Origin of the sequence: Streptomyces sp. NBC_00271 (assembly GCF_036178845.1) — a bacterium.
In the GTDB taxonomy this organism is placed as follows: domain Bacteria; phylum Actinomycetota; class Actinomycetes; order Streptomycetales; family Streptomycetaceae; genus Streptomyces.
Genome location: NZ_CP108070.1, coordinates 2487564 through 2512510 on the forward strand (window position 1 = coordinate 2487564; position 24947 = coordinate 2512510).

Genomic DNA, 24947 nt, shown 5'->3' on the forward strand with positions numbered 1-24947 from the left:
CGCTCGCAGCCTATACAGAGCCCGCAGCGATAGTGTCGACGGCCAACTTGGGTGACAAGTCTGCCGGTTGGTCTACGCACGTAATGAAGCTCCTGGTAGACGGGTTCACGACCAAGATCGCCCGTGCTGTCAGGAGCTTCGTGTGCGTCTATCCGTCTGCCCTCGACCTGTCTACCCAGCACCTGCGGTTCCTGACCGACCGACTGGCCGCGCACAGGGCGGCGTGCGGGACGCGTTGGCGGCGGCTGTCCGCCGGCCGCCAGGCGCTGCTGGTGCTGGCGCACCTACGTCTGGGGCATACCTACGCGCAACTCGCGACTGGGTTCGAGGTGGGCCTGGCCTGCTGGGCGGACCAGGGCTACCAAGGCGCGGGCGGCACCGTGCGGGTGCCCTTCCGTAGCCGGTGGGATCACCTCTCGACAGGTCAACGCGCGGTCAACGCCGCGCACGCCCGCATCCGGGCCCTCGGCGAGCAGGCGGGCCATGGGGCGACCCTGAAGACCTGGCACCTGGTGCGGAAACTCCGCTGCAGCACACTCGAATCACCAGGCTCGTCCAAGTCGCCCTCACCCTCCACCTGACCTGCTCAAACTGAGGTTGATAAAGGCTCACTGACGCCACCACCCCAGAGCGACTTCATCGTGCGGCAGGCGCGTTGGGCTTCGCCCGGGTGTAACAGATTCCGCTGATCCACGTACTTGTCGGTGCCGGGCTGGACGCAACCGGCTCCATCCGGCCGGATCGGTCCGCCGGGGAGACCTACGAATCAACAAAGACGAGTATGCCTCGCGGTGGTTCAAATACGTTGCTGAGTTTCGAGACGATTGCCGAGCGGATAGAACTCACAAAGCGCACCGTGCTCGACAACTACAGGAGTTGGTATATCCCCGTCGTGCGCGTCAGCGATCGCATCTTTCGCGTCCGGGAGCGCGATTCCGAGGCATGACTCGAAGAACGTACGGAGTGAATTCCGCACACCGGCGAGGCGTTATTGCCCCGGATTGAAGGTCCATGGCCGCCCGTCCCGCTCCCCGCTCGTCGGGCTTGACCAGCCGCGGCTGCGCCTACGTAGAGTCCAACTCCCCTGGCCAGGGAAACACCTGAGAAACGGTCAAGATCAAGAGAGGCATCCCGTGGCACGCAAGCCCACTGTCTACAAGCGGTGCGGCCGCCCCGACCAGAACAGACCCAAGAAGGGCGGGTGCAAACATAGTTGGGGCTACAACCTCACGAACAGCGAGGGCAGCCGCACGCGAGCTTCAATTCCTAAGTCAGTTGGCCTGACTCAGACTCAGGCTCAGGCCGTTCTGGACGGAATGACTCCGGGAGTGACCCCGGAGCCCGTCGAGGCAAACCTCACCTTCCGACAGTGAGCGGCCGACTGGCTCAGCAGGCGCCGAGTAAAGGAGCGCAGCCTGGAAAAATACGAGATAGCCATCCGCGTGCACCTCAATCCGCGCTGGGGCCGACAACGCCTCAGAGCCATCAAGAAGGCTCAGGTCGAAGCCTGGATCCAAGAGATTGAGGACAACGAGAGCGTCGCTAACTCCACTGGGGCAAACCACTGGAAAGTCTTCCAGATGATCATGAAGGACGCCCTTCAGAACGGGAAGATCACCTCCAACCCGACCTACGAGGTCGACGAGCCCTACGTAGGCGAGTCAACGTCGTACGTCTTCAGCCCGGACGAGTGCTGGGCGATCTACGACACGTTCCCTGTGCGCTACCGCCTCATCCCCATGTTCGGCTTCGGCTGTGGCAACCGGCAAGCAGAGGCGTTCGGCGTGTGCGACGACGTGATCGACTCGACCCGAAGCCTGCTCACCGTGCGTCGGCAGGCGCTCAGGACCAAGGAGACTCGCTACAAGCGCCTCCTCGTAGAGCGGCTGAAACGAGCCCACGCCTCAGCTCGAAGCACACGCCGATGCCTCCGTACCTCCTGGAAGCCGTGGAGGAGCACACGGAACGCTTCCCACCTCGGGCCACGGAGACCGTGTTGTGGGAGCACAGGAGGAAGATCGACGACTGCAAGCGCGGCTCGACACGAGCGCTCTTCTGGACGCCGCACGACAACCTGATGTACTGCAGCTACTTCAACGAGGCCCTGTGGAAGCCCGCACTGCTGAAGCTGGGCATCAAGGACAAGGACGGAAACCTTCCGACCTTCCACGACCTTAGGCACACCTTCATCTCCACATGCCTCCAGAACGGCATACCGGAGCACACCGTGGCCGCGTGGGTGGGCACCTCCGTCGAGGATCTCCGGCGCACGTACAGCCACCTCCTGAAGGACCACGCCGACACGCACGGGGCGGTAGCCGCCAGCCTGACGGCGCGGCCGAAACTGTCCGCCGTGCGCGACGCGGCGTGATGCCCCCACCCCCGTCGTCGCCGGCCCCCTCATAGGTGGAGCGGCAAAGGGTGAACCCCAGCGGGGCTGAGGCCGGCAACCGGCCTCAGCCCCGCTGCCGCTATTCCCGGCCCCCTTGGTCTCGCCGCCGCACCGCGGCCGCCGACCCCTCGCTCACCGGCGGATCTCAGTCGGTACAGCCAGACTGCTGACGATCAGACGAAGACCCCCACTCAGCAGGACTATCGGAGAGGTACACGTCAGAAGCGGTGCGCCGCATGCTCACGCATCGCAACGGGACCACCCAGATGACCCAGGCCAGAGGCCTCCTGCACCAGGTCAGGCCACGCCGCCGCCAATCTCCGGCCCCACTATTCATGGCTACCCCCGTGGCTACTTACGTAGCCGCTCGGTCCGGTTTGAACCGGTGCGGACCGGGGTCCGGCGAGGCCCTTCGACCTATGGAAAAGGGCCCCTGACCAGTACTTTCGCTGGCCAGGACCCCTTGGCGGCAGACGAGTCGGGCTATACGTTGAGTAGCAGCAGGTGAACGATCAGCGATGGCAACCGCGCAGGGGGAAGGTGGCCCGATGACCGGAATGTTCGGCAGACTCCGCGAGATATGGCGCCGGAAGGCGGCCGACGGGGCCGAGGCGCAGCGGCCCGCCAAGCGGCGACCGGAGAAACGTACACACAATCTTTTCGAGGCGGCCGCGGCCTATGTGTCGGCCTGTGCGGAGGACGACCAGGAGCAGATCGACGAGGCCGCGGCCTGGGTGTCGCCCGAGGCCCTGTCGTTCGGGGTGAATGAGCTGGCCTGCCGTGCCGTCATCGCTCTGGCGCGGGAGCGCGACGAGTCGCCCCGGACGGTGGCGCGGACGCTGCTCGGCCTGCCCGCCGCCTGACCGCGGTGGACGCGGGCCGGGCGTTTCGCCCACGTCCAGCCGGATAACTGCAGCTCCGCGTCTGTTTCGGGCTCGTGACAAGCGCCTTCGGGTCGCATTATGGTGCGCCGACGAACGTAGCGATCGGGAGGCTGGGATGGCCGGGACGGACGATGGCGCCGTCGCCACCGGGGACGACGACGCGCTGTATGTGCTGACAGCGGTGCTGCTGACGCCCGCGAAGTTCCCCAGCGTGCTGGGGGACGACTACCCGGAAGCCTGCGCGGCGCTCGACCTGGCGCCCCTGGCCGACGGGTACGGTCTCGTGCTCGGCCAGGATGGCGAGGGTGCACGGTGGACGGTCGTGATCGACGACGTCTCGCTGGTCGCCGTCGCCATCGCGTCCTGGGACTGCGGGATGGAGCACGAGCTGTCGCCCGACGAGCGCACGGTCGTCTCCGCGCTGCCCGGCTGGCCCCTGGACGTCGCTGTCGCGGCTCCCGGGGTGCCGGCCCCGCACGACCCCGCGCCCGAGCTCACGGAGCGGCCCGCGCTCACCCCACCGAACACCGCAACCTGGGGACCGGCCCAGCGGCGCCTCGGAGCCGATGAGATCGCCCTCCAGTGGGCGATCTGGCGGGAACAGATCGACGACGGCGACTTCGTCACGTCGGAGGACACCGCCCAGCCCGAGGACGCCCACCAGGACGAGACCGAGAGCACCGGCGGCGACGGCAGCAGCGGCAGCGGCAAGACCCGCAGCGGTATCCGCCGGGTGCTCGCGGAGGCGCGCTCCTACGTGGACACCCCGCCGCCCCTGGGCCGCGTCCGCTCGTCCTTCGCCACCGGCGACGCCCGGACCCTGCGCGCGGACGGCCCCGGCTGGTCCATGGTCGCCCGGACCGACGACATCGCCTTCGTCCTCCTTGACGAGGAGCCCGGAGAGGTCCTGCCCGTCGGCCGGGGCCCGGAACTGCCCGGCCTCCTGGAGGCCCTCGACAAGATGGCCGTACGCCCCAGCTGAGCGGTCACACAGCGGGGGGGCGCTCCTCACTCCGGACGAAGCGGGGCACGCACCCGCTCGCGGACCCTGCCGACGGCACGGTCCCCGAGCGGCGACCGAGCCGCCTCCCGCATGCCGGGAGACGCACCCAATCGGCAGCGCCTCAGCGCCCGAGTTCCTTGCGGGTGATGCGGCGCAGCCTGCGCCGCTGCGAGGAATCCAGCGTCAGGTACGCGGCCGCCGGAACTCCCACCACGATCAGGAAGGAGACCCACCAGGGCAACCAGATCAGCAGGATGAGGCCGACCGCCACACCACCTGCGGCGATCTTCGCGTTCTTCGACATGTGTCGCCTCCTTCGCGGCTGCTGCCGCTCTCTGTCCTCAAAACGGGTCCGCGCCTCTCACGGTTCCAGTGCGCAACCCTGAGACATCCCTGAGGCGCTGCCCTGACTCACCCCTGAGACCCTCCGCGCTCACTCACCCCCTGAGACCGTCCGCGGCTGCTCGGTCCTGAGGGGTTCGCCCACCTCGTGCATGTGACGCAGGGCCTGCCGGTAGGAGTCGACGAGCCCGGTTTCCGCGTAGGGGATACCCAATTCCCGACAGTGTGCGCGCACCAGCGGCTGGGCGAGCCTCAGATGGGGTCGGGGCATGCTGGGAAACAAGTGGTGCTCGATCTGGTAATTGAGACCACCGAGGAACCAGTCGGTCAGAGCGGCACCGCGGACATTGCGGGAGGTGAGCACCTGGCGGCGCAAATGGCCCCAGCGGTCGTCGTCCGGGTCGGGCATTTCCATGCCCTTGTGGTTGGGCGCGAAGGCCATGCCCAGATGCAGGCCGAACAGTGCCTGGTGCAGCGCGGCGAAGGCCAGGGCCTTGCCGAGGGACATGGAGGCCAGCAGCAAGGTCGCATATGCCACGACGTGGGTCACCAGCAGCAGTGCCTCCACCACCCGCTCACGCGGCGGCTGCCGGCGCAGGTCCTGGAAGCCGTGGACCTTCAGGGCGACGCCTTCCAGGAGAGTGAGCGGGAAGAAGAGCCAGGCCTGGTTGCGGGTGAGCCAGCGCCGGAAGCCCACCCGGACCTCGGCCTGCTCACCGGTGAAGACCAGGACGTCGGCGACGACGTCGGGATCCTTGTCGATGTGGTTCGGGTTGGCGTGGTGTCGGTTGTGCTTGTGGTTCCACCAGGAGTAGCTCAGTCCGAGGAGCAGGTTGCCGTGGACCAGGCCGATCGCACGGCCGACCCCCTTGTTGCCGGTGATCTGCGCGTGGCCCGCGTCGTGGCCTATGAAGGCCGTGCGGGCCGAGAACACGGCGAGCAGCGGGGCGAGGACGAGCGCCCACCAGGAGTTGCCGATCAGGGCGACACCCGTCACGACCGCGGCCAAGGCCAGCGCGTTCACGGTGATCGCGCGTGCGTACCATCCATGGCGCCGGTCCAGGAGACCCCGAGCCCTGACGGTGCGCAGGAGGGGCGCGAAGTCGCTTCCTGGGCTCTGCCCGACACCCACCCCTGGAAGGTCTTCCACGACGGCTGTGGCGGTCTGGGGCATGGCGGCTCTCCGGTTCCTCAGGCAAGGGGCTGACCTGATGAAACGTACGAACCAGTGACCCTCGGCGACCATGACGCCACCACCCGCGTCCGTACTGAGGCTTTCCCCGTCCATCGAGGGGGGTTACGTACACCCCCGGCCCGGGGAGAGCCACGTCACGTCCGGACATCCCCGCCCGGTGTTCGCGGTGCTGTAGCCTCGGCGACTCCGACCCAGTAGTCAAATTTGAGGAATGCGCCATCGCTGTGCAGAGAATTCCTGCGGCGACGCCCGCCGAGATCTCCGAACTGGCCCCATGCTGTGCCGTGTTCATGCCCGCCGATCCGTCCCGTACCGGGAGCGTCGCCTTCTGGCGGCCCGACGGCGACGTCCCACCTGTGGTGGCGTCCGGCGCCTTCGACGACCTGACCGTGGCACTGCCCGGAGACGACGGTGTCGAGCTCGTGACCGTGCCCGCCGTCCTGCTCCCGGTGCGCGCCGCGCTGCCGGTCCTCACGCGCGCGCGTGCCGCCGCGCACGCACACCGGGCGACCACTTTCTGGGGCGCGGCCGCCGTGCTCGCCCTCCAACTCGCCGCACGGGGGCTGCTGCTGCCGGGGCTGACGGCGAGCGACCACGACGCGTGGCGTGCCGGTCCGCTGCGGGCCGACGACCTGGAGCGCGTACGCGAACTCGCCGCGGCGATGCCGCCCGACGCGCACGCCGTACCGGTGGACGGCCGTGAGCCGGTGCGGCTGCCCGACCCGGAGCGGTTGCTGCGAGCCTTCCTCGACGCGGTCGCCGACGTGCTGCCCCGCTCCCCCGCCGCGTCGCAGGCCGCGGGAGGTGCGGCCTTCGCGGCGCCGGAGCCGCAGTACGTGCCGGAGCAACACGCCTGGGCCGCCGACGTGGCCGCGGGGCACGACGCGGGCGTGCGCGTCTCGCTGCGCGTCGAGGTCCCTGGGCTGGCGTCGGTCGGGGCGGACGAGACACAGCTCCCGTTCCGCGGGGTGCTGCAGGTGCACAGCGTGAACGACCCGGGCCTTGTCGCGGACGCCTCCGCCGTCTGGGCCGGATCGGCGGCCTTCGGCCCGCGCGCGCGGATGGACGTCCTGCTCGCCCTGCGCCGTGCGGCCCGCGCCTGGCCCCCGCTCACCCCGTTGCTCTCGGCGACCGTGCCGGACGCCGTCGAACTCGCCGACGAGGAGGTCACCGAACTCCTCGGCGAGGGCGCCCGCATGCTCGGGTCCGCCGGCGTCGACGTGCACTGGCCCAAGGAGTTGGCGCGCAAGCTGACCGCGCGTGCCGTCATCGGCCCGCCGGACGACGAGCGGAGTCCGGACAAGGTCGCGTCGGCCGCGCCCTCCTTCCTGTCCGCGGACGCGCTGCTTGCGTTCAACTGGTGGTTCGCGCTGGGCGATCAGCAACTCACACGACAGGAGCTGGATCACCTCGCGGAGGCGAACCGCCCCATGGTGCGGCTGCGCGACCAGTGGGTCCTCGTCGACCCGCAGGAGGTGCGCCGTGCCCGGGCGCAACAGGATCGCAAGGTCACGCCCGTCGAGGCGCTGAGCGCCGCTCTGACGGGCTCCACCGAGGTCGACGGCCGCAGGGTCGACGTACGGCCCACGGGGTGGCTGGCGACGCTGCGGGAGCGGCTCTCGGACCCGGAGGGACAGGAGCCGGTCGGGCAGCCCGCCGCGCTCACCGCGACGCTGCGGGACTACCAGGTGCGGGGCCTCAACTGGCTGGCCCGCATGACCTCCTTGGGTCTGGGTGGCTGTCTCGCCGACGACATGGGCCTGGGCAAGACGATCACGCTGATCGCCCTGCATCTGCACCGTCAGACCGACACGTTGGCGGCGGGCCCCACCCTCGTGGTCTGTCCGGCCTCCCTGATGGGCAACTGGCAGCGCGAGATCGAGAGGTTCGCGCCTGGCACGCCGGTGCGCCGTTTCCACGGCTCGCGGCGCAGTCTGGAAGGCCTGGCGGACGGGGAGTTCGTGCTCACCACGTACGGCACGATGCGGCTCGACGCGTCACGACTGGCCGCGGTGCCGTGGGGCATGGTCGTCGCGGACGAGGCGCAGCACGTGAAGAACCCCTACTCGGCGACGGCGCGGGCACTGCGCACCGTCGGCGCACGCGCGCGCGTGGCGCTCACCGGCACGCCGGTGGAGAACAATCTCTCGGAGCTGTGGGCGATCCTCGACTGGACGACGCCGGGCCTGCTCGGGAGTCTCGGCTCCTTCCGGACGCGTTACGCGCAGGCCGTCGAAGGCGCTCAGGATCCTGCGGCGGCAGAGCGGCTCACCCAGTTGGTCCGGCCGTTCCTGCTGCGGCGGCGCAAGTCGGACCCCGGTATCGCCCCCGAGCTGCCACCAAAGACCGAGACGGACCGTGCCGTCTCGCTCACCAAGGAGCAGGCGGGTCTGTACGAGGCGGTGGTGCGTGAGACCCTCGCGGAGATCTCGGGCGCGGACAGCATGGCGCGGCGCGGTCTGATCGTGAAGCTGCTCACCGGGCTGAAGCAGATCTGCAACCACCCGGCGCAGTTCCTCAAGGAGGACCGGCCGAAGATCCCGGGCAGGTCCGGGAAGCTGGAGCTGCTGGACGAACTGCTCGACACCATCCTCTCCGAGGGAGCGAGCGTTCTGGTCTTCACGCAGTACGTGCGGATGGCGCGCCTCATCGAGCGCCATCTCGCGGTGCGCGGCGTCGCGACGCAGTTCCTGCACGGCGGGACGCCCGTCCATGAGCGCGAGGCGATGGTGGAGCGCTTCCAGGAGGGCGAAATCCCTGTCTTCTTGTTGTCGTTGAAGGCCGCGGGCACCGGCCTGAACCTGACGCGGGCCGAGCACGTCGTCCACTACGACCGCTGGTGGAACCCGGCCGTCGAGGCGCAGGCCACGGACCGCGCGTACCGCATCGGCCAGACCCGGCCCGTGCAGGTGCACCGACTGATCGCCGAGGGGACCATCGAGGACCGCATCGCCGAGATGCTGCGGCGCAAACAGCAATTGGCGGACGCGGTCCTCGGCGCCGGAGAGGCGGCGCTCACGGAGCTGACCGACGCCGAACTGGCCGACCTGGTGGAGCTGCGAGGGGACGCACGATGACGGATGGGAACGAGGAGCGTACGTTCGCGGCGCTGCCGCCCGCACAGGGGCAGGGCTTCGCGCAGACGTGGTGGGGCCGGGCCTGGCTGAAGGCGCTGGAGGACGCGGCACTGGACTCGGAGCAGGTGAAGACGGGCCGCAGACTCGCGCGTACGGGGGCGGTGGGCGCCGTGTCGGTGCGGCCGGGGCGCGTCACCGCCGTCGTTCGGGACCGGGACGGCACCGCACACCGCTCGGACGTGCTGCTTCAAGAACTGTCTGAGGAGCAGTGGGACCGTTTCCTGGACATGGCCGTCGAACGGGCCGGGCATGTCGCGGCGCTGCTCGACCGCGAGATGCCCCCGCATCTGGTGGAGGACGCGGCGGCGTCGGGAGTCGAGCTGCTTCCGGGTTTGGGTGACTTGGAGGCCGAGTGCGACTGCGGGGCCTGGGACCACTGCGGGCACACCGCGGCGCTCTGTTATCAGATGGCGCGGCTGCTCGACCAGGATCCGTTCGCCCTGCTGCTGATGCGCGGGCGCACCGAACGCACGTTGCTGGACGAGCTTCAGTCGCGCGGCAGCGCGAGCGCGGATCATGGGCCGGACGCCCCGGAACCCGCTCAGCAGGGCGTCGACGCCGGCGAGGCATACGCGGCCGGGGACATCCTGCCGCCCCTGCCCGCTCCTCCGATACTGCCCGAGGTACCCGGTCGACCGCCCTCCCTGGACACCGATGCCGCGCCCGCACCCGGCGTCGACCCGGCCGCCCTGGAGTTCCTCGCTACCGCGACCGCGGCCGAGGCGCACCGGCTGCTCGCCGAGGCGCTCAGACCGACTCACGGGGAGGAAGCACCGGCGGCGGAGTTGACAGTTGAGCAGGACGCGGTCCGGCTTGCGGCGGTGGCCCCCGAGGGTGTGATCGTCGAGCGGCTGGCCGACGGATCGGGGCGCGACCGGCAGGAACTGGCGCTCGCCGTACGCGCCTGGCACCACGGGGGTGTGGTCGCGCTGGCTGTGCTGGAGGACGAGTGGGCCGTGGAGGCGGAGGCACTCGCACGCGCGCGTGCCGCCCTGGAGGCGGCCTGGGACGAGGACGAGCGCCCACGACTTCGGGCCACCCGCAACCGCTGGACCGCCGTCGGCGCACCTGCCCAGCTGCGTCTGGGGCGTGACGGCCGATGGTGGCCGTACCGCAAGGAGCGGGGCCGTTGGACCCCCGCGGGGCCGGCGGCAGGGGATCCGGCCACCGCCTTCGCGACGACGCAGGGAGACCCGGGCGGCGACCCGATGAGTGGTTGACGCCCCACGTTCACCTCGAAGTCGTACGGCGTTCGGCGCAGCGGCCAACTCTGGCCGCTGTCAAAGAACTTGTGCCTCAGGAGGCCCGATGTCCCCGCATTCCGTCGGCCGGCGCCACGTCCACCGAACCGTCGCCGCGGGTGTACCGCTCGCGATGCTGGCCGCCCTCGTGGCGGTCGGCACCGCGCATGCTCAGGGCTATCCGTCGCAGCCGAGGGTCACGCGCACCGCGACCCTCGGCGACATCCCCCTGGGCTCGTTCAGCAACGCGCTGCTGCCCGGCACGGTGGGCGACGACCGGGGCGTGGACCTCGGTGGGATCGGCAGCGACATCTACCCGGCCGGGCGCCGGGGCGAGTTCTGGACGGTCACCGACCGCGGCCCCAATGGGCAGATCAAGGTCGACGGCAAGAAGCGCCGCACGTTCCCGGTGCCCGGCTTCGACCCGGCGATCGTGAAGATCAGGGTGTCCGGTGACACCGTGAAGGTGCTGGACGCGCTCCCGATCACCACGTCCTCCGGGAAGCCCGTCACCGGGCTGTCCAACCAGGCGGGGCGTGACGAGGCGCCGTACTCCTATGACGCGCAGACCCCCCTCACGTACAACCCGAACGGCGTGGACACCGAAGGCATCGTCCGTTCCGCGGACGGCGGTTTCTGGCTCATCGACGAGTACGGACCCTCGTTGATCCATGTCTCCGCGCGTGGGAAGGTCCTCACGCGCTATGTGCCCAAGGGGCTGAACCTGACCGGCACCGACTACCCGGTGGTCGAGACGCTGCCTGCCGTCCTGCTGCACCGGAAGATCAATCGCGGCTTCGAAGGGCTCGCCCAGCTTCCGGGCGGCGACCTGGTGATGGCCGTGCAGAGCCCGCTCTCGCTGCCGGACGGCGACGCGGGGGACGCGTCGCGCACGACGCGGCTGCTGCGCTTCTCCCCGAAGAAGCGGGCCGTCACCGCCGAGTACGCCTACCGCTTCGACCCGGTGAACGTGGTCGACCCCAGCGAGGACGACACGTCGGAGCTGAAGATCTCCTCCGTGGTGGCCGTCGGCCGTGATCGGCTGCTGGTGGAGGAACGCACGGACAAGGCGGCGCGGTTGCAGGTGGTGGAGCTCACGCGCAGCGCGAACATCCTCGGCGGCCCCTGGGACAGCGACACGACGTCCCCCTCTCTGGAACAGCTCGCCGATCCGGCCGCCTCCGGCGTCCCGGTGCTCGCCAAGCGTCTGGTCGTGGACCTCGGAACGGTCGCGGGGGTGCCCGGAAAGATCGAGGGCGTCGCTCGCGTGGACCACGACACACTCGCGCTGATCAACGACAACGACTTCGGGATGACCGACGGGGCGGGCGCGTTCGACGCGCAGGGCCGCCTGGTGGACAGCGGTATCGAGACGACCGTCACGTACGTACGGCTGCCGCACGGGATCTGACCTCAGGACCCCTTTGCGTCGGGCACGCGCGCGTGAGTCGCGAAACGGCGTCCACGCGCGCGTGCCCATCGCCTCAGCGGCTTACGACAGCGCGCCGTTCTCCTAGGTCGGCAGGAGCGACTGCAGGTCGCTCGGCAGGATGCTGCGCAGATCGCTCGGCAGCTCCGAGGGCAAGGACGAAGGCAGGGACGAGGGCAAGGACGAAGGCAGCTCGCTGGGCAGCTCGGACGGAATGCTCAGCGACGGGGACGACGATCCCTGAGTGCCGCCACTCTCGGTCGACCCCTTCTTGTCGGGCGTGTCGCTGCTGCCGCGGGTCATCAGCACCGCGGCGACGACAGCCACGATGACCACGAGCGCGGCGAGCGCGAGGAACAGCGGGGTACGGCGCCGCCCCCCACCGGGGCCTACCGGACCACCGGGGAATCCAGAGGGAGGCTCGGGACCGTCACCCCCCGGAGGGGGACCGTAGCCCTCGAAAGGGGGACCTTGGTCTCCCGGAGGAGGCCCATAGCCTCCGGGCGGCGGGCCGAAGCCACCGTTTCCCGGAGGGGGCGTGTTTCCTGGCGGCCGGGGAGGCTGGGGCGGTAAGGGCGGGGTGGCCATAGCGTCAAGACTCGCCTCGAACCGGTCATGGGGCGACCCCTGTGCCGAAGTTGATACGGACTCATGCCGTGGATCGCATGATTCCGGAGCATTCCCCGCCGGGGCCGCGCAGCAAAAGGTGAGGCCCGGCCCGCCAGGAAACGGGCCAGACCTCACCGGGGCACGATCAGCCCCGCGCGCCCAGCAGGTGGTCCATGGCGAGCTGGTCCAGCCGCTCGAAGGCCATCCCACGCGCGGCGGCCGCCTCCACGTCGAACTCCTCGAAGGCCGCACGGTCCGCGAGCAGCCCCGTCAGGCCGTCCGCCGCGGTGGGCTGCGCCAGTTCGTCGAGGCGCGACGCGCGCAGCGCCTCCTGGACCTCGGGGTCGGCACGGAAGGCGGCCGTACGCTCCCGCAGGATCAGGTAGTTGCGCATGCAGCCCGCGGCCGACGCCCACACCCCGTCGAAGTCCTCGGTCCGCGGGGGCTTGAAGTCGAAGTGCTTCGGCCCCGCGTACCCGGCACTCTCCAGGAGGTCGACCAGCCAGAACGCGGAGCGCAGGTCACCGGCGCCGAAGCGCAGGTCCTGGTCGTACTTGATGCCGGACTGGCCGTTGAGGTCGATGTGGAAGAGCTTGCCGGCCCACAGGGCCTGCGCGATGCCGTGCGGGAAGTTCAGCCCCGCCATCTGCTCGTGGCCCACCTCGGGGTTGACGCCGTACATTTCCGGGCGCTCCAGGCGCTCGATGAAGGCGAGCGCGTGGCCGACGGTGGGAAGCAGGATGTCGCCGCGCGGCTCGTTCGGCTTCGGCTCGATCGCGAACTTGAGGTCGTAACCCTGGGAGATCACGTACTCGCCGAGGAGGTCGAAGGCCTCCTTCATGCGGTCGAGGGCGACGCGCACGTCCTTGGCGGCGCCGGACTCGGCACCCTCACGGCCGCCCCAGGCGACATACGTCTGTGCACCGAGTTCGACCGCGAGGTCGATGTTGCGGATCGTCTTGCGCAGCGCGTAGCGACGCACGTCCCTGTCGTTCGCGGTGAACGCGCCGTCCTTGAAGACGGGGTGCGTAAACAGGTTGGTGGTGGCCATCGGCACCCGCATGCCGGTCGCGTCCAGGGCCTGACGGAAGCGCTTGATGTGCGACTCACGCTCGCTGTCCGAGGACCCGAAGGGAATCAGGTCGTCGTCGTGGAAGGTCACACCGTGGGCGCCGAGCTCGGCCAGGCGCTGCACCGACTCGACCGGGTCCAGGGCGCGCCGGGTGGCGTCGCCGAACGGGTCCCTTCCCTGCCAGCCGACGGTCCACAGGCCGAAGGTGAACCTGTCCTCGGGGGTGGGCTGGTAGTTCATGCCGCGGCTCCTTGCTAGCTCCGACTATTTCGTCATGGCGGTTAACAAATTAGTATGCGGATGCATCTCTGGGAAGAGACGAAATGCGAAACCTGGGCCACACCGGTCCGCAAGCCCCACCACCAGGACAGATCCCGCGGAGCCGCGGAAGAGGGAGAGCCCGATGTCAGCAGCCGAGGGTCCGCTCGTCGTCGGGGTGGACACATCCACCCAGTCCACCAAGGCCCTGGTCGTCGACGCGTCGACCGGACAGGTGGTGGCGAGCGGGCAGGCACCGCACACCGTCTCCACCGGGGCGGGCCGCGAGAGCGATCCGCGGCAGTGGTGGGACGCGCTCCGCGAGGCGCTGCACCAGTGCGGCGAGGCGGCCCACGAGGCCGCCGCGGTGTCGATCGGCGGCCAGCAGCACGGGCTCGTCACCCTCGACGCCCAGGGCGATCCCGTACGCCCGGCCCTGCTGTGGAACGACGTGCGCTCGGCGCCACAGGCCCGTCGGCTGGTCGAGGAGCTGGGCGGCCCGAAGGCCTGGGCCGAACGCACCGGCAGCGTGCCCGGCCCCTCCTTCACGGTCACGAAGTGGGCCTGGCTGGCCGAGCACGAACCCGACGCCGTCCGCGCGACCGCGGCCGTACGGCTGCCCCACGACTACCTCACCGAACGCCTCACGGGAGAGGGCACGACCGATCGCGGCGATGCCTCCGGTACCGGCTGGTGGGCGTCCGGTACGGAGAGGTACGACGAAGAGGTCCTCGCGCACGTCGGACTCGACCCGGCGCTGCTCCCCCGCATCGCCCGGCCCGGCGAGGTGGCCGGAACCGTGCACGCCCGCGATGAGCTGCCCTTCTCCAAGGGCACGCTGGTCGCCGCCGGCACCGGCGACAACGCCGCCGCGGCGCTCGGCCTCGGACTGCGCCCCGGTACCGCCGTACTGAGCCTCGGCACCTCCGGCACGGTGTACGCCGTCTCGACGCGGCGACCCGCCGACCCGACCGGCACCGTCGCGGGCTTCGCCGACGCACGCGGCGACTGGCTTCCGCTGGCCTGCACCCTGAACTGCACGCTCGCCGTCGATCGTGTCGCCGCGCTGCTGGGCCTCGATCGCGAGGCCGTCGAACCGGGCACCGGCGTGACGCTGCTTCCCTACCTGGACGGCGAGCGCACCCCGAACCTGCCCCATGCCTCGGGGCTGCTGCACGGCCTCAGGCACGACACGACGGGCGGGCAGCTGCTGCAGGCGGCGTACGACGGCGCGGTCCACTCCCTCCTCGGCGCCCTCGACCTGGTGCTCGACCCGGACGCGGACCGCTCCGCGCCGCTGCTGCTCATCGGCGGGGGCGCCCGGGGAACGGCCTGGCAGCAGACCGTACGCCGGCTGTCGGGACGTCCGGTTCAGGTGCCCGAGGCCAAGGAACTGGTCGCGCTGGGCGCCGCCGCGCAGGCCGCGGGCCTGCTGACCGGCGAGGACCCGGCCGCGGTGGCCCGCCGCTGGGGAACGGCCCACGGGCCGGTGCTCGACGCCGTGGACCGGGACGAGGAGACGCTCGCGAGGATCGCCGGGGTACTCTCCGACGCGGCCCCGCTCCTGGAACGGGAACCGAACAAGGACTGAGCGAGCACTGAGCGAGCACGGACGAGGACAGCCCTTAGGGGACCGGCCGGACGAGGACTGACGGAGGCATGACCGCACCACTGCACGAGGCCCACCCGACCGGTTCCGGCCGTCGCTTGCCCGACACCCAACAGGGCATGCGCCGCCGCAACCTCTCCCGTGTCATGCACACCGTGAGCGCGGAGGGGCCGCTGTCGCGTGCCGCCGTCGCCTCGCACATCGGTCTGACGCGGGCGGCGGTCTCGACGCTGGTGGACGAGCTGATCCGCTCGGGGCTCCTCGAAGAGCTGGGCCCCGAGCGGCCCGGACGGGTGGGGCGACCGGGCTCGGCACTCGCCGTCAGCAGGCACGGCCCCACCGGGATAGGCGCGGAGGTGGGCGTCGATCATCTGACGGTGTGCGCCGTCGATCTGCGCGGTGACGTACGGGCGCGGGCGGTGCGGCACGGCACGAACCGCGGGCGGCAGCCCGAGCCGGTGCTCCAGGAGCTGACCGCGCTGGTGCGGCAGGTCGTCGCCGAGGCCGAACAGGAGGGGCTGTGGCCCGCGGGCCTCGCGGTCGCGGTGCCCGGCCTGGTGGCCCGCGACGACCGGACCGTGGTCCGTGCCCCCAACCTCGACTGGCAGGACACGGATCTCGGCGCACTGTTGCCCGGGGACCTCCCGCTGACCGTGGACAACGAAGCCAACTTCGGCGGTCTGGCGGAACTCTGGCTCGGCGATGCCACCCCACGTGACTTCCTGCATGTGTCCGCGGAGATCGGCATCGGTGCGGCCGTGGTCGTGGACGGACGGTTGCTGCGCGGAACGCGCGGTTTCGCGGGCGAGCTGGGGCATGTACCGGTGTGGCCGGACGGGCCTCCTTGCCCGTGCGGCGGACGGGGTTGCCTCGAGCAGTACGCGGGTGAGGAGGCCGTGCTGCGCGCGGCCGGTCTGGAGCCGCGTGAGGACCGTGTCGGGCTGCTGGCCGAGCGTGCCGCCCAGGGCGATGCGGAGGTACGGCGTGCCCTGCGCGACGCCGGGACCGCGCTCGGTATCGCGCTCACGGGCGCGGTCAACCTCCTCGATCCGGAGACGGTCGTGCTGGGTGGAGCGCTGTCCGGTCTCGCACCGTGGCTGCTGCCTTCGCTGGAGGGCGAGTTGGCGCGGCGCACGGCGGGCCCCGCCTGTGCCGTGTCCGTGTCACCCCTGGGGCCCGAGGGGCCACTGCTGGGGGCCGCCCACTCGGTGGTGCGGGCCGTGCTCGACGATCCGGCGGGGTTCGCGGAGCGGGCGTAGCGCGGTCATCGCGGTCATGACGGCCATCGCGGCCACCGCAGCCATCGCGGTCGACAGCGCGGTACTCAGGGTCCCTTTCCCCCTCACGGGTGACCGAGTTGTCCACAGTCCCGGAGTTGTCCACCGACGAACGCCGTACCCTCCCGCCCAACCGGCAAGCGCCGTACCGTAATTCACGCGAGGCGCAGCCGTCGGGCCGATGGCTGGTTGTCCGGGTGAATCGGGGGATCGGGGGGTTCAGATGTCGGGGGAGACGGTACCAGGGCTGCGGCGCGACGCTGTTGGGCTGCGGGAGGTCCTGTTCCAGAGCATCACGGCCATGGCGCCGGCCGCGGCGGTCGCCGCGTCCATTCCGTCGGGCGCGGCCTTCGCGGGCGGCAGTCTGCCCCTTTCCGTGCTGATAGCCCTCGTCGCCTGCCTCTTCACCGCGTCCTGTGTGGCCGAGCTGGCACGACAGTTGCCCACCGCGGGCTCGGTGGCCACGTACGCGGCCCAGGGACTGCACCCGGCCGTGGGGTTCCTCGTCGGCTGGGGCTATGTGTTCGTCGAGGCGCTGGTGCCACCGCTGCTGCTCCTGCAACTCGGTTTCACCGCGGCGGGCACACTGCACCAGGAGTGGTCCTCCTACCCGGACGACCTGTGGTGGCCGTGGTCGCTCGCGGGCGCGGCGATCATCGCGGTCGCCGGATACTTCGGAGTGCGCGCCTCGGCCCGCTTCGGCACCGTCCTCGGCGTCTTCGAGGTGCTGGTCTTCCTCGTCTTCGCGATATGGCTGATCGTCAAGGCCGGGGGCGACAACACGCTGTCGGTGTTCGGGACCTCTCACACGGCCGAGGGGTACGAAGGCGTCAGTGGTGTGTTCGCGGGATCGGTCTACACGGTGCTGGCCTTCGCCGGATTCGAGGCGGCGGCACCGCTCGCCGAGGAGACGAAGGATCCCCGCCGGACCATGCACCGAGCGGTGCTCGGCGCGGCGCTGGGGATCGGTCTCTTCTACGTCCTCACCACGTACGCCATATCGGTGTACTTCGGCCCCGAGCGCTTCGGGAGCTTCGGAGCCTCCGGCGCGGCGTCCTGGGAAGGCGTGGCCCGCGCTTCCTTCGGACTGTTCTGGGTGCTGGTGTTCCTGGCGGTGGTCAACTCCACGATCGCCAACGCCAACGCCTGCGCGACGGTATCCACCCGCACGGCCTTCGCCCTGGCCCGGATCAAGGTGTTCCCGCGGCTCTTCGCGCACGTGCATCCGAGGCACCGCTCCCCCGTCGCCGGCGTCGCCGCGCAGTGCGGCGTGGCGGTCGCGGCTGTGCTGGGCCTCGGTCTGTACTACGACCCCGTCACGGCGTTCCTGCTGCTCGCGACGGTGATCGTCACGGTCGTCATCGGCGTGTACATCGTGGTGAATCTCGCCTGCGCGGGCTATTTCCTGCGCCGCAGACGAGAGTTGCTCAAACCGGTGCGGCATCTGCTCTTCCCGCTGCTGGGCATCGTCGCCTTCGTGCCCGCGCTGCTGACGGCCGCGGGCCTGCCCGTCTTCGACTTCGTTTCGGAGCTCACCGCGCCCGTTTCGTATGCGGGACCGGTTGTCGGAGTCTGGATGGCGGCCGGGGTCGTGGTATTGATCGTCCTGTCGCGCCGCCATCCCGGGCGCATAGCCGAGACCGCCCGTGTCCACCTCGACGAGACCTCGCCCCCCGAGTCCCCCGACCTTCGGCAGAGCGGAGCCGTGCAGCCATGAGTGACCCCCGCATCCTGACCGTGCGTCCCGAACCGGGCGAGTACGCCTGGACGTTCGGTGGCGCGCCGCCCGTGGCACGCATCGCGCCGGGCACCGTCCTCGATCTGTACACGGAGGACTGCTTCGCCGGGCGGGTGCGCTCGGAGAAGGACCTGGTGTCCGAGGTGTGCGAGTTCCCGTTCCTCAATCCGCAGACCGGCCCCTTCCATGTGGAGGGCGCGGAGCCGGGCGACACCGTGGCGGTGCACTTCGTGTCGATCGAGCCCGCTCGCGACTGGGCGGCCTCGACGACGGTCCCGCTGTTCGGCGCGCTCACCTCCACGCACACCACGGCCACGCTGCAGCCTCCGCTGCCGGAGACCGTGTGGATCTGGCAGCTCGACCGGGAGCGGCGCACCGCCCTGTTCAGCGCCCGGGACAGCGACATCCGGATCGAGTTGCCCATGGACCCGATGCACGGCACCGTCGGAGTGGCGCCCGCGAACCTCGAGGTGCGCTCCGCGCTGGTGCCCGACGCGCACGGCGGGAACATGGACACTCCGGAGATGCGGGCCGGCGTCACCTGTTTCCTCGGGGTGAACGTCGAGGGCGCCCTGTTGAGCCTCGGTGACGGGCATGCCCGGCAGGGCGAGGGCGAGACATGTGGTGTGGCCGTGGAGTGCGCGATGAACACGGTGGTGATCGTCGAGTTGCTCAAGGGAGTCGCCACCCCTTGGCCGCGCATCGAGTCCGACACGCACATCATCTCGACCGGCTCGGCACGCCCGCTGGAGGACGCGTTCCGCATATCGCAGCTCGACCTGGTGCAGTGGTTGGTGCGCGACTACGGGTTCAGCGAGCTGGACGCCTACCAGTTCGCGACCCAGGCGGTGGAATCGCCGCTCGCGAACGTCTGCGACACCAACTACACGTGCGTCGCCAAGATCCGCAAGGAGTGGCTGCCCGCGCGCGAGACACACCGCGGCCTGCACGCGCGACTGCGTGACACCGCCGCGACACTGCGCCGCTGAGCGCGGCGGACGCTCGTCCCCCCCATCACCGAAAGGCAACTTCCCCATGGAACGGGCCAGATCGTTCCCGAGCCGGCGACGCCTGCTCAAGGGCGGCGCCGCCCTCGCCGCCCTCCCCTACGCGTTACTTCCCGGCGCACAGGCGACGGCTGAGACGGCGGTGGTCGACTATCCGCTCGCCGAATGGGCAGCGGCGAGCACCTCCAACTACACGGCGTCCAGTCGGCCGACGGCCTATCCGCTCGGCTACGTGGTCATTCACGTCACGCAGGAGACCTATCCCAGGACCGTGGCCATCTTCCAGAACCCCCAGAAGAAGGTGTCCGCGCACTACCTCGTGCGATCAGCCGACGGGCATGTCGCCCAGTGTGTCAGGGAGCGCGACATCGCCTGGCACGCAGGGAACTGGGACTACAACACCCGCAGCATCGGCATCGAACACGAGGGCTGGGTGGACCGGCCCGCCTATTTCACCAACGCGCTCTACGAGGAGTCCGCCAAGCTGACCGCCGCGATCTGCGCGAAGCACGGCATCCCCAAGGACCGGGCTCACATCATCGGCCACTATGAGGTACCGGGCACCGACCACACGGATCCGGGGCCGAACTGGGACTGGACGCGGTACATAAAGCTCGTCAACTTCGCTTGACGGACGTCCGCCGCGGCCCCCCGACGACCCACGCCCATGTGAGCGCCACGTGAGGAGCTCCGTCACGGCGCTTGTCCGCGCCCGCACCGGGAGTGACGATGGTCTCAGCCGCATCGCCTACCGGGAGGCCGAGTTGACCGAACCGTGGGTGGCCCTCGAACCAGGAGCCGATCCCGTCGAGCGGGTGCGGATACTGCGCCGCGCGCACGAGGCGTTCACCGAGGCGGGCACGGTGCCGCGACCGGTGCGCTCCGTGGTGGCCGATTCATGGCGGCGATCGGCACGGGCCGGTGTCGCACCGGACGGCACGGCACACGTGGAACTCACGGACGGCGACCTGGGCTCCTACCGGTCGGAGCATCCACTGGCTCGGGTGATGCCGCTCTTCCGGGAGCTCATGGGGACGTTCGCGGCGGACGGCGAGCACCTTCTCGCGGTGTGCGACGCGCAGGGCCGGCTGTTGTGGGTCGAGGGACATCCGGCGACGCGGCGGCAGGCTGGGCGGATGAACTTCGTACCGGGCGCGCGGTGGTCGGAGACCTCGGTCGGCACCAACGCGCCGGGAACGGCGGTCGCCGTGGACCAGCCGGTGCAGGTGTTCGCGGCCGAGCACTTCATCCGCCGGGTCCAGCCCTGGACGTGCGCCGCGGCGCCGGTGCACGATCCGCGCACCGGGCGGGTGCTCGGCGCGGTGGACATCACGGGCGGGGACGGGCTCGCGCATCCGCACAGTCTCGGTTTCGTGCAGGCGGTGGCGCGGGCCGCCGAGTCCCAGTTGGCACTGCTCGCACCGGCGGAAGCAGCCGCCGACACGGTCGAACTGACCGCGCTCGGCCGCGACGAGGCCCAACTGGTCGCGGGCGGCCGGAAGGTCAGGCTCAGCCGCAGGCACAGCGAGATCCTGGTGCTGCTGGCAAGACACCCGGAGGGACTCTCGGGCGACGAGTTGCTGTGCGCACTGTACGAGGACGAGTCGGTGACGCCGGTGACCCTGCGCGCCGAGCTGACCCGACTGCGCCGGCTGCTCGGCCCCGGCCTGCTGGGCTCGCGGCCCTACCGGCTCACGGCGCCGGTCGAGTCCGACGTGGCGGTCGTCGAACGGCGGCTCGGTACGGGTGCGGTCACGGCAGCCGCGGCGGCGTACGCCGGTCCGCTGCTGCCGGGTTCGGGAGCCCCGGCCGTGGTGCGGTTGCGGCGCCGCCTCGCCGACGGGCTGCGTACGGCGCTCATCGCGCGTCGCGACCCCGACCTGTTGGCGGACTGGGCGCGCGCCCCGTGGGGCGAGGACGACCTCGACGTATGGCGGGCGCTGGCCGCCGTACGCCCGACGGCGACGGTGCGGGCCCGGCTGGAGGAGCTGGAGCGCGAACAGGCCGCGCCACCGGGCCGACCGTACCCGGCGGCGCTCGCGGCGCGGGCTCGGTCGGTTGCCGGCCAAGGCCGACCTGCTCCATCCGCAACGTCGTTGCAACGTCCGCGCTCCTAGCCTCGCGGCGAGAGCTGTCCAACGGCGGGCAGCGCTTCTCCGGGAGGCAGACCAGCATGACCCGTTACGCGGCGCCCGGCACCGAGGGCGCGATCGTCTCCTACCAGGCGCGTTACGACCACTTCATCGGCGGCGAGTACGTGCCGCCGGCTCGTGGGCAGTACTTCGAGAACCCGAGTCCGGTGAACGGACAGCCGTTCACGGAGGTCGCGCGGGGCACCGCCGAGGACGTGGAGCGCGCGCTGGACGCGGCGCACGCGGCCGCGCCCGGCTGGGGCCGCACCTCCGTCACCGCGCGAGGCGACATCCTGCTGAAGATCGCCGACCGGATGGAGGCGAACCTGGAGAAGCTGGCGGTCGCCGAGAGCTGGGAGAACGGCAAGCCGGTCCGCGAGACCCTGGCCGCCGACATCCCGCTGGCCATCGACCACTTCCGTTACTTCGCGGGGGCGATCCGCGCCCAGGAGGGTTCGCTCGGCGAGGTCGACGACGACACCGTCGCGTACCACTTCCACGAGCCGCTCGGGGTCGTCGCGCAGATCATCCCCTGGAACTTCCCGATCCTGATGGCGGTCTGGAAGCTCGCCCCGGCGCTGGCGGCGGGCAACGCGGTCGTCATCAAGCCCGCCGAGCAGACCCCGGCGTCCCTTCACTACTGGATGAGCCTGATCGCGGACCTGCTGCCGCCCGGCGTCGTCAACATCGTCAACGGCTTCGGCGTGGAGGCGGGCAAGCCGCTCGCGTCCAGCCCGCGGGTGGCGAAGGTGGCGTTCACGGGTGAGACCACGACCGGGCGGCTGATCATGCAGTACGCCTCGGAGAACATCAAGCCGGTCACGCTGGAGCTCGGCGGCAAGTCCCCGAACATCTTCTTCGACGACGTCTGGGCGCAGAACGACGACTTCCGGGACAAGGCACTCGAGGGCTTCACGATGTTCGCCCTCAACCAGGGCGAGGTCTGCACCTGCCCGTCACGGGCGCTCGTCCAGCGCGGTCACTACGGCGAGTTCATGGAGGCGGCGGTCGCCCGCACCGAGCTGATCAAGCCGGGCCACCCGCTCGACACCGACACGATGATCGGCGCGCAGGCCTCCAACGACCAGTTGGAGAAGATCCTCTCCTACCTGGACATCGGTCGGCAGGAGGGCGCCAGGATTCTCACCGGTGGCGAACGTGTCGAGTACGACGGTGAGTTGAAGGGCGGCTACTACGTCCAGCCGACGATCTTCGAGGGTGACAACCGGATGCGGATCTTCCAGGAGGAGATCTTCGGCCCGGTCGTCTCGGTCACGTCGTTCGACGATTTCGACGACGCCATCAAGACCGCCAACGACACGCTGTACGGCCTCGGGGCCGGCGTATGGACGCGCGACATCAACACCGCGTACCGGGCGGGCCGTGCGATCCAGGCGGGCCGGGTGTGGACGAACTGCTACCACGCCTACCCCGCGCACGCGGCGTTCGGCGGCTACAAGCAGTCCGGGATCGGCCGCGAGACGCACAAGATGATGCTGGAGCACTACCAGCAGACCAAGAACCTCCTGGTGTCGTACTCGCCGAAGAAGCTGGGCTTCTTCTAGACGCCCGATGAAAGGCGCCTGAACTGGGTGTTCACCCGTCGGGCGCCTTTCGCTCAGCCCGCTCTCGACCGAGCCCGGCACACGGCCGGTCGGAGGATCGAGTGGCGCGGGTTGTTCAGTGACGTGGCGGCCGACCTGCCTGTCGGTCGGTCGGTCGGTCGGTCGGTCGGTCGGTCGGTCGGGGAGCCCGTACCCCTTTGCCGACCTGGTGTCTTCCGGGTCGTTGGACGTTGACATGGTCCTGGAGGCATCCGGTTGATCACCGCCCTGCCGCCGCGCCTTACGTGGTCGGCCGAGCCGCGCTGAACCACACACTCAGTGACGATGACCTGAATGTGACATATGCGGCATGTATGACAGTATGGTATGCGTGCCATTTAGTGCTGGCGAGAACTTCTTTGCTGAGCCCTCGACCGGGAGGGTTCAGACAGGCGAGAGGAGTACATCATGATCGCCAAGCTGCTCGGCAAACTGTCCTTCACCCGCCACTACGGTGCGTACGGGGAACACGAATGGGACGGGTACGCCGGCGACGACCGGGCCTGACCGCACTGCCGACGGGCGCCCCCGGGCGCCCGTCGGTTCTCAGCCACGCTGCCGACGAAATCGACCTGGACAGGTACCAGAGTCAGGGACGATCTCATGGCCCGAATGAATGAGCCGCCGCGGTTGCCCGAAGGCAGCTTCGCGGCCTGGAGCCGCGACCGGCTGGCAGAGGCGCGCCGTGGCGCTGACGAGTGCGGGGACGTCTGGCAGCTGGAGCCGGGCGTCTACGTGGCCGCTACGGCCGGGCCGTGTGAAGCAGTCCTGCACCGCGCGCAGGACTTCCCCAAGGCATCCTCGCCTCTCTTCCCGCCGCTGAAGGGCTCGAGCGGAGCACCGACGCCTGAGGAGCGTGCCCACGCTCACGCCGCCCGCATGCGCGGGCTGCGCCCGCAGGCGGTTGCAGCCCGCATCGGTGAGATTGCGCCCCTGACCGCTCGCTTTGCCGACCAGTGGCCCACGGGCCAGGACGTCGAGATTCTGCCTCCCGTACGGCATGCCCTGGCAGACGTCGGCGTGCGCTACCTCTTCTCCGAAGACGCTCCCACCCTGCTGCCCTTTGCCGCACAGCTCTTCCTGGCCCGGGAGGTGCTCGTAAGCCCCTCGCGCTGGGTATGGCCGCGCTGGATCCCCACACCGGCACGGCGGTTCCGCACACGGCAGCAAGTCGCCTTTACCAACGCTTTGCGTCCCATCATCCGCCGGCGCCGTTCATCGGGCCGGCTCGGTGACGACCTGCTGGGACAGATGCTCCGACCCTCCTCCCGCTACGGCCTGCTGCCGGAAGAGGCCATCCTCGACACTCTCCCCGGAATCACCGTCGCCACCTTCGAGGCACCTTCCCGAGCAGCCGGATGGATCCTGCTCCACCTGGCCCGGCACCCCCAGGCAGCGGGCCGCGTCGCGACCGAAGCCGACTTGCTGCCCGCGGACCCGGCCGCGACGACCAGCGCCCACCTCGACAGCCTTCAATACACCCAGGCACTGGTACGCGAGGTGCTGCGACTGGACCCCCCGAGCTGGCTACTGACCCGGCGCGCCGCGCGACAGACTCAGCTCGCCGACTACACCATCGATGCCGGGTCCACCGTTCTCGTCTGCCCCTACACCGCCCACCGCGACGCACGGGAACACTCCGAGCCGGACCGGTTCCAGCCCGAGCGCTGGCTCGATGATTCGGGCTCGCCGGCGAAACCCGGGGTCTTCCTCTCCTTCGGTACCGGGCCGCATGGCTGCGAGGGAGCCGCTCTGGCCATGGCGATGCTGACGCTCCTGACCGCGCAGACCGCCCGCCGCTACCACGTGAGCGAGCCGCCCGGACCGGAACCCGGCTACCAGGTCACCACCTTCGTAGGTCTCGCAACGGTCGGCTTGCGCCTGCGTGCCACCGTGCGCAGCTGAGGGCAGTCCTGCGCGCGAGGCCGAGAGGCACGCCGAGAAAGGTGTTGCGCGCGGCGCTCTGACTCACCGCTGATCGGTGTCCTCGTACTGGACCTCGTGCTGGCGCTGGTCGG

18 protein-coding genes and 2 pseudogenes are annotated in these 24947 nt (G+C 70.3%); 17 read left to right on the top strand and 3 right to left on the bottom strand.

The genetic code is table 11. The features are described from left to right. The first annotated feature begins 140 nt into the window (after positions 1-140). The 5 genes and pseudogenes from OG798_RS11740 to OG798_RS11755 all read left to right on the top strand — a co-directional run bounded on the left by OG798_RS11740 (position 141) and on the right by OG798_RS11755 (position 4258). A pseudogene (locus OG798_RS11740) lies at positions 141-595 on the top strand (transposase family protein). Between the two features lie 808 nt (positions 596-1403). Then, a pseudogene (locus OG798_RS56540) lies at positions 1404-1508 on the top strand (hypothetical protein); the annotation flags it as partial. Between the two features lie 416 nt (positions 1509-1924). Continuing rightward, entirely contained in the window at positions 1925-2371 is a 447-nt protein-coding gene (locus OG798_RS11745; protein ID WP_328756951.1) for a hypothetical protein, read from the top strand. A gap of 569 nt (positions 2372-2940) precedes the next feature. Continuing rightward, a complete protein-coding gene (locus OG798_RS11750) occupies positions 2941-3255 on the top strand; it encodes a hypothetical protein (RefSeq protein ID WP_373559013.1) in 315 nt (104 codons plus the stop codon). A gap of 136 nt (positions 3256-3391) precedes the next feature. Then, entirely contained in the window at positions 3392-4258 is an 867-nt protein-coding gene (locus OG798_RS11755; protein WP_121416877.1) for a hypothetical protein, read from the top strand. A gap of 142 nt (positions 4259-4400) precedes the next feature. On the opposite strand, the gene OG798_RS11760 is transcribed toward OG798_RS11755, so the two are convergent. Next, positions 4401-4583, bottom strand: coding sequence for a hypothetical protein (locus OG798_RS11760; RefSeq protein ID WP_095856063.1), 183 nt, complete (start codon positions 4581-4583; stop codon positions 4401-4403). A gap of 129 nt (positions 4584-4712) precedes the next feature. Further along, a complete protein-coding gene (locus tag OG798_RS11765) occupies positions 4713-5795 on the bottom strand; it encodes a fatty acid desaturase family protein (protein ID WP_328756952.1) in 1083 nt (360 codons plus the stop codon). A 245-nt stretch (positions 5796-6040) separates the two neighbouring features. Between OG798_RS11765 and OG798_RS11770 the strand changes: the two genes are divergently transcribed. The 4 genes from OG798_RS11770 to OG798_RS11785 all read left to right on the top strand — a co-directional run bounded on the left by OG798_RS11770 (position 6041) and on the right by OG798_RS11785 (position 11867). Then, positions 6041-8893 carry a DEAD/DEAH box helicase gene (locus OG798_RS11770; RefSeq protein ID WP_328756953.1) on the top strand — a complete coding sequence of 951 codons (2853 nt, stop codon included), beginning with the start codon at positions 6041-6043 and terminating at the stop codon, positions 8891-8893. Then, positions 8890-10173 carry an SWF or SNF family helicase gene (locus OG798_RS11775; RefSeq protein ID WP_267061112.1) on the top strand — a complete coding sequence of 428 codons (1284 nt, stop codon included), beginning with the start codon at positions 8890-8892 and terminating at the stop codon, positions 10171-10173. Before OG798_RS11770 ends, OG798_RS11775 begins: the two co-directional genes overlap by 4 nt. Positions 10174-10261: 88 nt before the next feature. After that, a complete protein-coding gene (locus tag OG798_RS11780; protein ID WP_121416873.1) occupies positions 10262-11605 on the top strand; it encodes an esterase-like activity of phytase family protein in 1344 nt (447 codons plus the stop codon). Between the two features lie 139 nt (positions 11606-11744). Continuing rightward, positions 11745-11867, top strand: a complete 123-nt coding sequence (locus tag OG798_RS11785; RefSeq protein ID WP_257016928.1) for a hypothetical protein — start codon at positions 11745-11747, stop codon at positions 11865-11867. A 510-nt stretch (positions 11868-12377) separates the two neighbouring features. Here OG798_RS11785 and xylA read toward each other — a convergent pair. After that, positions 12378-13544 (bottom strand): xylose isomerase, encoded by a 1167-nt coding sequence (gene xylA, locus OG798_RS11790; protein WP_054228923.1) that lies wholly within the window; start codon positions 13542-13544, stop codon positions 12378-12380. Positions 13545-13707: 163 nt separating this feature from the next. Between xylA and xylB the strand changes: the two genes are divergently transcribed. The 8 genes from xylB (at position 13708) to OG798_RS11830 (ending at position 24834) form a co-directional block, all read left to right on the top strand. After that, positions 13708-15153, top strand: a complete 1446-nt coding sequence (gene xylB / locus OG798_RS11795; protein ID WP_095856057.1) for a xylulokinase — start codon at positions 13708-13710, stop codon at positions 15151-15153. Between the two features lie 68 nt (positions 15154-15221). Continuing rightward, positions 15222-16430 carry an ROK family transcriptional regulator gene (locus OG798_RS11800; protein WP_267061113.1) on the top strand — a complete coding sequence of 403 codons (1209 nt, stop codon included), beginning with the start codon at positions 15222-15224 and terminating at the stop codon, positions 16428-16430. Positions 16431-16671: 241 nt separating this feature from the next. Continuing rightward, the gene (locus tag OG798_RS11805) at positions 16672-18165 is read left to right on the top strand and encodes an APC family permease (protein WP_267061114.1); all 1494 of its coding nucleotides are present in this window, start codon (positions 16672-16674) and stop codon (positions 18163-18165) included. Next, the gene (locus OG798_RS11810; RefSeq protein ID WP_054228927.1) at positions 18162-19175 is read left to right on the top strand and encodes an acetamidase/formamidase family protein; all 1014 of its coding nucleotides are present in this window, start codon (positions 18162-18164) and stop codon (positions 19173-19175) included. The genes OG798_RS11805 and OG798_RS11810 overlap by 4 nt, the downstream gene beginning before the upstream one ends. A gap of 46 nt (positions 19176-19221) precedes the next feature. Continuing rightward, positions 19222-19824: an N-acetylmuramoyl-L-alanine amidase gene (locus tag OG798_RS11815; RefSeq protein WP_121416868.1), complete on the top strand. Its 603-nt coding sequence runs from the start codon at positions 19222-19224 to the stop codon at positions 19822-19824. 133 nt (positions 19825-19957) lie between these two features. Further along, the gene (locus tag OG798_RS11820) at positions 19958-21310 is read left to right on the top strand and encodes a GAF domain-containing protein (RefSeq protein ID WP_328760021.1); all 1353 of its coding nucleotides are present in this window, start codon (positions 19958-19960) and stop codon (positions 21308-21310) included. A gap of 56 nt (positions 21311-21366) precedes the next feature. Beyond that, complete coding sequence (exaC, locus tag OG798_RS11825) at positions 21367-22890, top strand: acetaldehyde dehydrogenase ExaC (RefSeq protein WP_095856053.1); 1524 nt, start codon at positions 21367-21369, stop codon at positions 22888-22890. Between the two features lie 642 nt (positions 22891-23532). Beyond that, positions 23533-24834 (top strand): cytochrome P450, encoded by a 1302-nt coding sequence (locus OG798_RS11830; RefSeq protein WP_267061115.1) that lies wholly within the window; start codon positions 23533-23535, stop codon positions 24832-24834. Positions 24835-24947: the final 113 nt, after the last annotated feature.